Raw genomic sequence first — 13,287 nt, 5'->3', positions numbered from 1 at the left:
GGAGAAGAAAAAAATGAAAAAATTCTTAGATGAAAACTTTATGTTGAAAAATCCTACAGCGGTGAAGTTGTATCATGAGTATGCAAAGGATATGCCGATTATTGACTATCATTGTCACCTATCTCCCAAAGAGATTGCAGAGGATAAGACGTATAAGAATATTACAGAAATCTGGCTTGGTGGAGACCATTACAAATGGCGTGTAATGCGTAGCTTTGGAATTACAGAAGATTTTATCACGGGTGAACAAGACGATTATCTAAAGTTTAAAGCGTTTGCAAAAGCGGTTCCATATACTATTGGAAATCCTATGTATCACTGGACCCATTTAGAATTGCAACGTTATTTTGGAATTGATACTTTGCTTTGTGAAGACAGTGCGGATGAAATCTGGGAAAAGTGTAATACGCTGTTAAATCAAGAAGACTTTAGCGCTCGTCAATTGATTAAGCGCTCGAATGTGGATGTGATTTGTACGACAGATGACCCGATTGACACACTTGAATATCACAAGCAATTAGCAAAAGATTCATCCTTTGAAACAAAAGTCTACCCGACATATCGTCCGGACAAGAGCTTTAATATTGCTAATGAGACATTCATTCCTTGGATTAAAAGTTTGGAAGCGGTTGTGGGCTATGAACTTGACAGTATCCAAAAATTGTTAAAAGCATTAGAAGAACGTATCGATTATTTCCATGAAGTGGGATGCCGATTATCTGACCATGCACTAGATACGATTGAGTACAACACACCTTATGTAGAAGGAACAACAAAGATTGATTATACATTAGCAGACCAAGTATACAAAAAAGGATTAGTTGGCGACAAATTATCCGAAGAAGAAGTGGCAATACATAAAGGAATCGTATTAAACTTCTTAGGCAAAGCGTATGCTAAGCGTGGTTGGACAATGCAGATTCATATCGGAGCGCTTCGTAATAACAACCGACGTATGCATAAGGCATTGGGACCAGATACCGGATTTGACTCGGTTCATGATTCAACATTTGCCCCTGCTTTATCCGCATTGTTAAATGACTTAGATACTACAGATGAATTGCCAAAGACAATTCTTTATGTGCTTAATCCTCGCGATAACTATGTTATCGGTACGATGATCGGAAACTTCCAAGGTGGAGGAACAAAAGGCAAGATTCAATTTGGCTCCGGATGGTGGTTCTGTGACCAAAAAGAAGGTATGCAAGATCAAATGAGCGCATTGGCAAGTCTTGGTTTACTGAGTGCTTTTGTTGGCATGCTTACCGACTCAAGAAGTTTCTTGTCCTATACACGTCATGAATACTTTAGACGTATCCTTTGTAACTACATAGGCGAATTGGTTGAAGATGGAGAATATCCAAACGACGAAAAATTCTTAGGTCAGATTGTGCAAGACATTAGTTACAATAATGCAAAAGCATACTTTGGTTTATAAACTTACAATATAATCGAGTTTTTTAGAACGTGATGCAAAGACCCTGAGGTGAATACATAAAACCTCAGGGTCTTTTTGTTGTACATTCATATATTAGGTGCTAGAATATTAGATACTAGTGAATGGAAGTTGAGGAGGAACATATGCGTGTCATTATATCACCTGCAAAGAAGATGAATAACAGTAGCGACATGGAATATACATCGTTGCCCATGTTTATTCAGGAGGCAGAAGCAATTTTTGAAACATTAAAAACGAAAAATTATACAGAGCTTAAAAAAATCTGGAAATGCAACGATAAAATAGCCACACAAAACAGTGAGCGCTTGATGCATACCCATATTCATAAAAATCTGATACCGGCGTTGCTAGCCTATGAAGGACTTCAATACCAATACATGAAACCGAGTATATTTACCCATGAACAGTGGGCATATGTGAATAAGCATGTGCGGATTTTAAGTGGGTTATATGGCGTTCTTAGACCCTTGGATGGTATTGTTCCTTATCGACTTGAGATGCAGGCAAAGTTGGAAGTTCAAGGAAAAAAGGACCTATATGCTTTTTGGGGTGAGCGTATCTATGAGGCGATTTATCAAGAGACGGACCTGGTTATTGATTTGGCATCGAATGAATATAGCCAATGTGTCCGTCAAAGCTTAAAACCTGGTGAACAATACGTACAGTGCGTCTTTGCAGTTAGAGTTCAAGAGACATTAAAAGTAAAAGCAACATGGGCGAAGATGGCTAGGGGCGAGATGATTCGCTATATGGCAGAAAATAACTGTCAAAGCCTTGATCAACTTAAAGGCTTTTCGGGGATGGGCTATGTGTATAATGAAGAAGCTTCAGATAAAGAGCATCTTGTTTTTGTAAAAGAGACGTAATAATAGCCAAAAAACATAATGTTAAGAGGGACTGAGTAAAATGCAAATTAATCGATTGTTTGAAATTGTATATATATTGCTTGATAAAGAGACGGTAACGTCTAAAGAGCTTGCCAGACGTTTTGAGGTGTCGACACGAACGATTTTTCGTGATGTTGAGACCTTGTCAGCAGTTGGAATCCCTATTTATATGAAAAAAGGGCGAGGAGGAGGCATCTCGTTACTTCCGAATTATATTTTGAATAAAGCTGTTATCACAAATGATGAAAAAGACGAGATTGTGTCTTCTCTAAAAGCGCTTAAGACAATTGATTTTAGTTCAAAAGCAGATACCTTAAGTAAGTTGGACAGCCTATTTGGAGAGTCGGATACGGACTGGATAGAAGTGGATTTTTCAACATGGTCTAATGCAACAAATGAAGCAGAAGTTTTTCACTTGCTTAAAGAGGCTATTTTAAAAAAACAAGTTATCGGATTTTCCTATGCCAGTGCAAAAAAACAGACGATTTCTCGAGAAGTAGAACCCTTAAAACTTTGTTTTAAAGGTGGTGCTTGGTACCTTTATGGATATTGCCGTTTACGAGAAGATAATCGTTTTTTTAAGCTTCGGCGTGTACGTGACTTGAAGGTTAAGCCGGAGCATTTTAAGCGAAAAACACCATCACAGATTTTTTCAAAACAAGAAGTATTTGAAGAGGAGTTTGTGACCCTTGTGTTGAAGTTATCAAAAAAAATGGCGTATCGGGTGTTTGATGAATTTGAAGAATATGAAGAACAAAGTGATGGCAGTTACCTTGTAAAAATTAAGTATCCTAAGGGCGAATGGATTTTTCAGTATATTATCTCCTTTGGACATTATTGCGAAGTGATAGAACCTAAGTTCATTCGACAAGAGATACAAAAAGAATTTAAAAAAATAATGCAACTTTATACATAATATGACACATAGCTGTCATATATACAAGAGTATAATGACCTTATGATTGATACATTAATTGGAAAACTAATGGAAACATCAATCAAAATAGCAATCAAAACATATAAAAAACATGGAGGTCATATGATGAAGTATGAAATTGTAAATCTTGAGGAAAAAAAAGTTGTGGGCGTTAGTGCGCTAACAAGCAATAGCGATCCAAAAATGCACGAAACGATTGCAAGTCTTTGGGAAAAGCTGTATCAGCAAGGTGTTTATGAAACTATTAACAATAAAATCAATACGCATGCCATTGGTTTATATTCAGATTATTCAAAAGAACAATATTGTGTCACTGCAGGTATTGAAGTATCAAAAGTAGGGAATGAAGAGTTAACAGTAAAAACGATTCCGGCAGGTAAATATGCCAAGTTTTCAATCCATGGGCATATGGTGGAAGCGGTACAAAAAGCTTGGAGCGAAATATGGGCTATGGAATTAGAACGAAGCTTTACAGGAGATTTTGAAGAATATCTTAACGCAGATTGGGAAAATGCAGATATTGATATTTATATTGCATTAAAAGGATAAAGATATGAGAGCGACAACGAAAAAAGAATTAATGGATAGTGCAAAAACCAATTATGAACAATTAAATACGCTCATTGATACAATGTCAGACGAAGCCCTCTTGACACCTTTTGATTTTTCGAAAGATGAAAAGAAAAAAGAGGCGCATTGGAAACGGGATAAGAATCTTAGAGATATTTATATACATTTATTTGAATGGCATCAGTTACTCTTAGTCTGGGTTCAGGCGAATGTAAAAGGTGAGGCGCAAGCTTTTTTGCCGGCGCCATATAATTGGAGAACCTATGGTAAAATGAATATAGAGTTTTGGGAGCGTCATCAAAAGACCGCACTTGAATCGGCCAAATCCATGTATGAACAATCACATGCACAAGTTATTGATTTAGCCGACACGTTTTCAAATGACGAACTGTTTTCTAAAGGTGTCTTTGACTGGGTTGGTCAAAGTACATTGGGGTCTTATTTTGTTAGTGCGACATCAAGTCACTATAACTGGGCAATCAAAAAATTAAAGGCGCATATGAAGCGGATACATCAGTAAAATAATCATCATATACCTTTGCAAGGCAAGTCCACCAATAAGATTTGGTTAAATGTGCATAACTTTCCTTGCGTAAGGTATCGATGTGTATAATTGAATCAATCATTTTTGTATATAATTCTTCCTCTGAAGTATAAAAGAGTGAAGAATTTTTTTTGTCGTTATAAAGCTCGGGATAGCTTAAACGTCTAGGCAAAAGTGGGGTGACCCCATAGGCGATAGCTTCCATAACGCTAATGCCAAAAAAATCGTGAATTGAAGTGACAGGAAGTAGATCGGCGCGTCGGAGCCACTGCCGATAAGCCTTAGTGCTAAGGTGACCTTGAGCCACTATATTATCGCGTAGTTGATGTAATGGCTCTTGATATGTGCGCAAAGCTTTTTCATTGGATTCACCTAAAAAAGCAAGGTTAAAAAGATAGCCTTCATTTTTTAGTCGAATTAAGAGCTTAAAAAAACTATCCGGATTTTTATCGTATTCTAGCCGGTGATTCCATAGAATAAGCGGAGGACCCTCCCTAGTTTGGTCAGGACAAGGGACCGTTTCTAAAGGTGTAATGCCGACAGGCATGATAACTGACTTTTCTTTTAAATTCTCTAGCGTCTGATGTGGATAATCAGGCATCTTCCCTAAGGTCTCACAGATACCATCCAAAAAAGAGCGGCGATTATACTCGGAGTTGAACATGATAAAGTCGGAAGCGAGGGCAGAAAGATAGTTCATCATACCGTAGTTGACATCACGCCCTTTTTTTTTATCTTCGCTGGCGTCTTGCCAAGGATAGGCAAATTGATTTTCATGGAAGTACATACCAATAGGAACCTTGATATGATGGCGACATAAAGCAAGAAACGTGGTCAAGTCAAGCATGTCAGAGACTAAAATCAAGTCAACAGGTTTGGTATAAGCCAAAAACTCTTTGGCTAAAGTAACAGCGCCTCCATACATTCTCCATTTCCAAAATTTGGCGTCCATTGACAACACATCTAAGTGATGCTGTGAGTGTTTTTTAAGTTGTTCATACCATGCTTTATGCGAACCGCCGAAAAAAGGTTCAATATATAAAATGTTCATAATGCCTCCATTAAGATTTTTCCTTATCATATCATAGGTAGGATGTGGCGGGCAATATACATAAAAAAGAAATGGACAAAAGTAACACTTGGGTGACAAATGGTATTGACAAAACAGAAAAATGGGTATATTATATAAAAAACAACATTTGTAATACAAGTGTTACAAATGTAACAAAGAAGAAATGGAGGAGAAACATGAAAAATTCAATGACAACACATAGGATGAACCACATTTTTCAACCGGATGGAAAAGCATTTATAATGGCCATGGATCATGGCGCCAATTTTAATGTACTTCCGGCGATGAAAGATGTTGGAAAAATCATTCGGGATGTGGCTTCAGCAGGAGCCGATGCATTTTTAAGTACTGTCGGAATGGCAGACAAGTTTTCAGAGTGTTTTTTAGGCAAAGGAATTATTTTAAGAATTGATGGAGGGGTTTCGTATCTTGGAGATCGAAAGCATCCGATGCAGATTGTTGCAACGGCTGAAGATGCCCTTCGCTTAGGAGCTGATTCAGTTATTACGATGTCGTTCCCAGGGTCGACTTTTGAAAATGAAGTCCTTAGTAATTTACAAAGGGTCGTGCTTGATTGCCATAAATGGGGGCTACCAGTTACAGCCGAAGCGCTCCCAAGAGGTTTTGAACCGGCAGATGATTCTAGGACACCTGAAAACGTTACCTTTGCTTGTCGCCAAAGTGTTGAACTCGGTGCAGATATTGTCAAAACTGTTTATACAGGAGACCAAAAAAGCTTTTCAGAATTAACTCAAAGTGTATATGCACCGGTCGTTATACTGGGAGGCGCAAAGAAAGTACCGGAAAGAGAGTTGTTACAAGAGATCAAAGATGCCCTAGAAGCTGGAGCTTCAGGAATTGCCATGGGACGTAACATATGGGGGCATGAAAATCCGGTAGGCTATGCATCAGCCATTGCCAAGCTCATTCATGAAGAATGTAGCGTTGAGACCGCTTTAAAAGAAATGAATGTTAAATTTGCTACGTAGAGAGGAGCCTATTATGGACACATACAAAGTTGCTGTTTTAGAAGATGAAAAGAAAATAGTTATTCATGAAGCACAAATGAAAAAACCAGAGAAAAAGCAAGTACTCATTCGTGTTGCCTCTTGTGCAATATGTACTTTAGAACAACGCGTGTACTCAGGGGTAATGAAAAAATATCCATTTGCAGGAGGCCACGAAGCAGCAGGGATAGTAGAAGCTGTAGGAGAAGGCGTTAAACAAATAAAAAAAGGCGATAAAGTAGCCGTTCGACTATTAAATTCTTGCGGAGAGTGCTATTACTGTAGAAATGGGCATGAAAATCAATGCGTTGTTTCATTTATTGCTGCAACACAAGAGATTGCCATGGGACCTGGAGGATTAGCGGAATACATGATGATTGATGCAGAAAATGTATATAAGATGGCGGATGAATTGCCATTATCTTATGCTGCTTTAGCGGAACCTCTAGCATGTTGCGTTCACAGTATTGAAAATGGAAAGATTAATCTTGCAGATGATGTGGTCATTGTAGGAGCCGGAATTATGGGGATTTTTCATGTTCAGTTGGCAAAGCTTCGAGGAGCAAGGGTAATTGTTGCAGAGGTTGATGATAATCGCCTTGAAGTTGCAAAAAAAATGGGCGCTGATGTGATTATTAATTCAAGTCAAGAAGACCCTGTTGAGCGAATAAAGCAATTGACAGATGGAAGAGGCGCTGATGTCGTTTTTTGTACAGCGGCAATTCCTGAGGTGGCAAGTCAAAGTGTAGATATGGCAGGCAAATTAGGCAGAGTCGTGTTCTATTCTTCCTTCCATCCCAACAACCCCATTGAAATCAATCCTAATAAGATTCATTCAGCAGAGACAATTATCACAGGTTCTGTTAACCCTCAAAGAAAAGACTTTTTAGTTGCGACCAAACTCTTATCCAATGGGTTAATTGACGTATCAGAATTGATTTCAGAAACATATACATTAGATAACATAGAAGAAGCCTTTCATAAGGCAATTGACCCCTATACATATCGAATTATTGTTAATTGCAACATATGATGACAAAAAAGCAATGAAAGGGTTTGCATTCTGAATGTGTATTCAGTAAAATTATATCTATCAAGTAAAAGAAAGGCAGGATGGGTATATGAATAAACAAAAATTATCTCAAGAGCAGACGCGTGAATATATCAGAGTTGCAAATTATTATTATAAAGCTAGTTTTACACAAGATGAAATTGCAAAAAAAATGAACATATCCAGACAAAAAGTTAATCGCATTATTCGCGATTGTGTAGATGAAGGTATTGTTGAAATTAAGATTGCAGCACTAGACAATGCGAATATTGATATTGAAATGCAGTTAGAAAAAATGTATAACTTGAAAGCGGTTCGTGTTATTGATAATGTAATAGATCGAGAAAGTCATACAGAGCTGGGTGTTGCGGCAGGAGAATACCTCTCAGAAATCATTCGTAACGGAGACATCATCGGATTTTCTAGAGGTAGATGTACCTCAGCATTAGTGGATAATATGCCACTAGTTAACAAGAGCAATTTGACAGTGACCCAACTACTTGGTAGTGAGAATAGAGATCATCGACATATTAAAGTAGATGACATTGTCTATCGATTCTCAGAAAAGTTACATGCATCAGCGACCATGCTTTATGCACCTGTAATTGTTCAGGATAAAGAGTTGAAGTCGTCAATGATGAAAGAAAAGTACTTTGGCGAAGCATATAAGGTCATTAAATCTTGTGATATCGCTATTGTTGGTATTGGTTTGGCCAAAAATCAGTGGAAGCATATATCAGAGCTTTATGATGATGAAGAACAACTCAGTACTGATGTAGCAGGTGAAGTAGCAACACATTTTTTTGATGAAGATGGGAAGGCTATTGATACTCCGTTTAGAGATCGTATTATTTCTATTGCATTAAAAGACTATTTGAATATTCCTACGCGTATTGGCGTTGCTGGTGGAAGCGACAAGGCACATGCTATACGTGCAGCAATAAAAGGTGGATATGTGAATGTTTTGGTTACGGATTTAGAAACTGCACATTTTTTGAGGAATAATCAAGAATAGTCTATATGTGCAAAGCGCATAGGCTATTCCTACAAAAGAAAGGAGAGCGTGACAAACAACTTGCGTTTGTCATCACAAATGTCTATGCCGGAAAATAATCAAAATGGAACTCTTGGACTAACTACCTGTGTAACTATGATCGTCGGAGGAATGATAGGAAGTGCTATCTTTTCATTAACAGGATTAACAATTTATAACGCAGGACCTTCGGCTATTTTTAGCTGGGCAATTGCAGCTGCCATTATGCTATGTTATGGGCTTATAGTAGCAGAACTTGCTACTATCTACCCCAAATCCGGAGGGGTCTTTGTCTTCCCATCAAAAGCCCTAGGGAAGAAAAAAAGTACCGGAGCTTTTTGGGGCTGGATATCAACATGGGGATACATTAATGCCAACATTGTAGCGGTTGCTTTTGCAGCAATATATGTAGGCACCTATTTAGGCGTGGGTTTCCCAATATTTGCCAACAAACAAATCCTTCTGGCCATTATCTCAATTGTGATTATTTTTATTCTTAACACGATAAAATTTTCAGTTGCCGGAAAAGCAAACACAATATTAGTTATTATATTAGCTGTTACATTACTCATCTATGCTGGAAGCGCATTGTTTTCAGGAGAGTGGAGTACACAGATGCTGACCCCGTTTTTTGAACAAGGAACCGCAGGCAGGACAGGATTTCTTGCAGCCGTTCCTACAGCAATGGTTGGATACGGATCTATTGTTGCCATTGCTTTTATGGTATCTGAAGTAAAAGATCCAAACAAAAATGTTCCAAAGTCTATCTTTATTGCTATGAGCATCGTATTTACACTCTATTTTCTAGTCATATTCTCAACGGTAGGTTTAATCTCGGCACAATTCCTAGAAGAAAATCCAGGGATGCGTTTTATACCGCTTTATGCAGCATCCTTTACAAAATTAATGGCGATACCATGGCTTGCAAAAGTCATCTCTATTTCTGCGGTAGCGGCGTTGCTGACGACGATGCTCGTTGTCATGGCTCTGACTTCAAGAGCGCTTGCAGCAACAGCAGAATCTGGAATTTTACCTCAAAGATTAGCAAAAAATGGAAAAACAGGAACGCCCATCTATGCTACGACAGTGATTGCCATACTAAGTATGATTATCTCATGTTTTCCACAATTCACATCGGAAATCGTAGGGCTTGCTGCCATATTTGCCTCATTGACAATTATCATAAACTGTATTTCACTCATACAAGCCCGTCAAAAAAATGCATATGTAAAAGGGAACTTTAGAGCGCCGGGAGGAATATTCTTGCCTGTGATTGCATTAGTAATTATCGTTGCCTGTTATATCCCAAATATTGTGCAAGGGGGATGGAAATTGTGGGGCTACACATTAGGGTGGTATGCAATTGGACTGTTGATCTATTATTCTAGAAAAAAGAAAAACTTAAATTTCTAAAAAGGAGCTGCTATGAATCATACATATAAAATGGAAAAAGATAAAAACACCTGTATAGTTGTTGGACAATTTGCATCAATGCATAGAGGACATAAAGCTCTAATAAAACATATGGTGAACATTGCGCATGAGAAGCAATTAAAGCCTGTGGTTGTAAGTTTATATAATAAAGACAAAAAGTCGGTTTTATTGACAGAAGAAGAAAAAGCGTACTTAGTTAAACATCTAGGGGTAGAACTATTTATTTCAAAAGAAGCGTCATTAGAGGCAATCTTAAAAGATTTAGATGTAAAGATGCTAGTAACAGGGGGAGACAAGAGTTTAGAAAAAATTGCTCAAGAACATCAAGTGGATGTAGAGCTAGTGGAGAACGTAAAGCATGAAGGAAGTGTCATCACGAATACTTGGGTAGAAGAAAGTTTTGAAAGCTGTGATTTTGAGCTATTTAAAGCACTTTGCGGACATCCATATTTTATGATTGGGTTTGTAGAGCATGGAAAAGCGTTAGGAAGAACCGTAGGTATGCCGACGGCAAATCTAGGCGTCTGCGCTGAAAAAAGACATCCAAAAGAAGGGGTTTATGCTACGTGCACAGAGATAGAAGGAGAGAAGTTTAAAGGACTTACCAATATTGGCGGACGACCAAGTGTTGATAATGATAAGAGGATTACGATTGAGACCTACCTTCTTGACTTTGCAAGAGACCTCTATGGACGCAGACTAGTCTTAGAGACGCACTTTTTTATCCGAGGCGTAAAGAAGTTTTCGGGATTGGAAGAAGTCCAAAACCAGGTTCAAAAAGATTTGGACCAGACGCGAGCTTTTTTTGATAGCCACTAATCATAGAAAGGGGAAAAGATGCAAAAAATCACTAGAATACATATGCCGGACTTTGTTGTAGGGCGCGGAGCGCTAACGTTTATAAAAAGCTTGGGCAAGAAGAAAATAGGAATAATACGCGGCGGGAAAAGCTATACGAGCGATGTAGAACAAACGATTGAACAAAGCGTTAAAGCACTTGAAGGAGAATATTGCATCTTGGCCCAAATTAGTGGCGAACCTTGTGCGCAAGATATATTCAAGCACATGGAAAAAGTCAGGCAATTTCAACCGGATATGATTCTTGCTATCGGCGGCGGCAGTGTGCTAGACACGGCAAAAGCCATACACCTATTCTATGAAAACCCGACGCTAACGTTTGAGGAAGCACTGATACCGTATTCCCTACCACCCCTTGGGAAAAAAGCTATACATGTTGCAGCACCTACAACAAGTGGAACGGGATCAGAAGCAACCTCGGTAGCGGTTTTTATTGATGAAGCATCAAAGACAAAAAAACTGATGCTAGATCCCGGACTAATTCCTCATTACGCAATTATTGATGCCAATCTTACAGATACGCTTTCGGATGCACTATTCATATCAACAAGCATGGATGCGCTGACCCATGCTATTGAAGCAAGTGTTGCTACCAATGCATCAGAAATGATAAAAAGTATTGCATTAGAAGCCGCAGTAGATATTATAGAGAATCTAACAAGCGCTCTTGCAGCAAAAAGTCATAAACAAAAAGCAGCAAGAGAAAAAATCCATGTTGCAGCAGCGTTAGCTGGTGTTGCAATTACAAATGCTTGTACCGGCATTGTCCATTCCTATGATCACCCCGGGGCAATGTATCAAATTGGACATGGACAAATCTGTACACTGATGCTTCCCTATGCCATAAAAATCTGTGATGAACAAAAAGAGTATGCGACGTTGGCGAAGCGACTTGGTTATCAAGGGACGACACAAGAACTTACAAGACATCTTATACAGCATATATTTGCCCTAAAACAAGAACTGCAATTACCCCTTACCTTTCAAGAACTGGGTATTGACCGAGAGGACTACTTTTCCCATGTGCAGACATGGGCAACTCAGTCACTCGACGCATTTGCAACACGTGTATCCCCGGCGAACATGACCAAGGAAAAGGGCGTAATGTTTTATCGAATGTGTTATGAAGGAATAGACAATTAATGTATAGGTGGTACAAACAAGACAATTATCCGATAGATAAGCAATGGTTAAAGTCCTCCATTGCTTATCTGTTTTTTTGTGTTTCATAGCTTATTTGACACAAAAGTTGCTAATCGATGTGGTTTTGATGTATAATATTAAAATGGTTTTTGGAAAGCCTCTAAGAAAAAAGTAAAGAAAGGAAGGAAATATGAAAAATATACGTATAATATTTCTAACTATACTCGTGATGACGTTATCGATGACGATCATTAGTGCACAGGAGACAAGCCAAGAAACACAAGAGGAATCAATTCTTGAAGAAGATATACAAGCAGAGATAGACGAAGAAGCAACAGATGAAGAAGCAGCAGAAGCAGCAGCAGACGAGAATTTGGACGATTCAAAGGGTGGAGTGCCGGAGTCGGAGGAAGTACCGGAGTCGGAGGAAGTATCTATAACAGAAGAAGTGCCGGCATTTGTTGGAGTAGAAGAATTATCAGAGGCGTATCAAGTTGAACTGGATGCAGCAACACAAGAAGGCTACATGCCGATTGATATTTTGATTCAACGTGGATATTTGAAGATGGATGTAGATGCATTTATCTATATGGATACGACATATGTTTCGCTAAGACCTGTAGCAGAAGCTTTTGGTTTGACAGATATTATGTGGGATGAAGAGAATTTAGTTGCAACCGTATCAGGTCGTGGACATACTTTACAATTCTTACTTAATACATCAGATGTTGTTGTCAATGGACAGATTCAGTCGATAGGATCACCTATCGTACTTTTTGAAGAACGCATGATGGTTCCGTTAAAGTTTTTTACAGAACTATTGGATTTTGAAGTTATTTGGGATCAGACATATTATACAGTGGGATTGATACATCCAACGATTAAGGTCGATGCCAAGTATATGGATAATCGCTTTTATACATATGATGAACTGCAGAACTTTGCTAAGTTAGTTATGCTTGAATCAGGAGACACAAGCTATGAAGTACATCATGGGGTTGCAAGTGTTGTTATGAATCGCATGTCCCATAAGTATTTTGGAAGCTCTGTGGATGGTGTGATTTTTAATAGAGAATGGGCGGTACAGTTTCCACCTGCACATAAATCAAGCTTTGATGAAACCAAACCGAACGAAAAAGCTATTAAAGCAGTAAAATATACATTGCGAGGACAAAATTCTGTCGATACGTGTATATTTTTTAATACACGACCATTTAAAGGGAAAACGATATATAAAGTGGTTGATGGGGTCTATTTTATGAAAGACTAATTCAATACACTGGGCTATAACC

The 13,287-nt window shown here is 38.4% G+C and carries 13 protein-coding genes; 12 read left to right on the top strand and 1 reads right to left on the bottom strand.

What is annotated here, in order from left to right; genetic code table 11:
* Positions 1-13: 13 nt before the first annotated feature.
* The 5 genes from uxaC to QBE53_15000 all read left to right on the top strand — a co-directional run bounded on the left by uxaC (position 14) and on the right by QBE53_15000 (position 4,373).
* A complete protein-coding gene (gene uxaC, locus QBE53_15020; GenBank protein ID WZL81097.1) occupies positions 14-1,438 on the top strand; it encodes a glucuronate isomerase in 1,425 nt (474 codons plus the stop codon).
* 143 nt (positions 1,439-1,581) lie between these two features.
* Positions 1,582-2,325, top strand: a complete 744-nt coding sequence (gene yaaA, locus QBE53_15015; GenBank protein ID WZL81096.1) for a peroxide stress protein YaaA — start codon at positions 1,582-1,584, stop codon at positions 2,323-2,325.
* A gap of 40 nt (positions 2,326-2,365) precedes the next feature.
* Positions 2,366-3,262, top strand: coding sequence for a YafY family protein (locus QBE53_15010; protein ID WZL81095.1), 897 nt, complete (start codon positions 2,366-2,368; stop codon positions 3,260-3,262).
* 126 nt (positions 3,263-3,388) lie between these two features.
* On the top strand, positions 3,389-3,832 hold the full coding sequence (locus QBE53_15005) for a GyrI-like domain-containing protein (GenBank protein ID WZL83324.1): 444 nt from the start codon (positions 3,389-3,391) through the stop codon (positions 3,830-3,832).
* Positions 3,833-3,836: 4 nt separating this feature from the next.
* The gene (locus QBE53_15000) at positions 3,837-4,373 is read left to right on the top strand and encodes a ClbS/DfsB family four-helix bundle protein (GenBank protein WZL81094.1); all 537 of its coding nucleotides are present in this window, start codon (positions 3,837-3,839) and stop codon (positions 4,371-4,373) included.
* Here the strand turns inward: QBE53_15000 and QBE53_14995 are convergent.
* A complete protein-coding gene (locus QBE53_14995) occupies positions 4,333-5,448 on the bottom strand; it encodes a DUF3524 domain-containing protein (protein WZL81093.1) in 1,116 nt (371 codons plus the stop codon). The genes QBE53_15000 and QBE53_14995 overlap by 41 nt on opposite strands.
* Positions 5,449-5,645: 197 nt before the next feature.
* On the opposite strand from QBE53_14995, the gene QBE53_14990 reads away from it, so the two are divergent.
* The 7 genes from QBE53_14990 (at position 5,646) to QBE53_14960 (ending at position 13,265) form a co-directional block, all read left to right on the top strand.
* Positions 5,646-6,458, top strand: a complete 813-nt coding sequence (locus QBE53_14990) for an aldolase (protein WZL81092.1) — start codon at positions 5,646-5,648, stop codon at positions 6,456-6,458.
* Between the two features lie 13 nt (positions 6,459-6,471).
* On the top strand, positions 6,472-7,509 hold the full coding sequence (locus tag QBE53_14985) for a zinc-binding dehydrogenase (GenBank protein ID WZL81091.1): 1,038 nt from the start codon (positions 6,472-6,474) through the stop codon (positions 7,507-7,509).
* Between the two features lie 88 nt (positions 7,510-7,597).
* Positions 7,598-8,542 (top strand): sugar-binding transcriptional regulator, encoded by a 945-nt coding sequence (locus QBE53_14980; protein ID WZL81090.1) that lies wholly within the window; start codon positions 7,598-7,600, stop codon positions 8,540-8,542.
* Positions 8,543-8,590: 48 nt separating this feature from the next.
* Positions 8,591-9,973, top strand: a complete 1,383-nt coding sequence (locus tag QBE53_14975; GenBank protein WZL81089.1) for an APC family permease — start codon at positions 8,591-8,593, stop codon at positions 9,971-9,973.
* A 12-nt stretch (positions 9,974-9,985) separates the two neighbouring features.
* Positions 9,986-10,813 (top strand): riboflavin kinase, encoded by an 828-nt coding sequence (locus QBE53_14970; protein WZL81088.1) that lies wholly within the window; start codon positions 9,986-9,988, stop codon positions 10,811-10,813.
* A gap of 18 nt (positions 10,814-10,831) precedes the next feature.
* Positions 10,832-11,995, top strand: a complete 1,164-nt coding sequence (locus tag QBE53_14965) for an iron-containing alcohol dehydrogenase (GenBank protein ID WZL81087.1) — start codon at positions 10,832-10,834, stop codon at positions 11,993-11,995.
* A 190-nt stretch (positions 11,996-12,185) separates the two neighbouring features.
* Positions 12,186-13,265, top strand: coding sequence for a stalk domain-containing protein (locus tag QBE53_14960; protein ID WZL81086.1), 1,080 nt, complete (start codon positions 12,186-12,188; stop codon positions 13,263-13,265).
* Positions 13,266-13,287: the final 22 nt, after the last annotated feature.

This window comes from Vallitaleaceae bacterium 9-2 (assembly GCA_038396585.1).
In the GTDB taxonomy this organism is placed as follows: Bacteria; Bacillota; Clostridia; order Lachnospirales; family Vallitaleaceae; genus UBA1351.
Note: the sequence above shows the minus strand (reverse complement) of the source record. Positions and strands in the feature narration are given on the sequence as shown.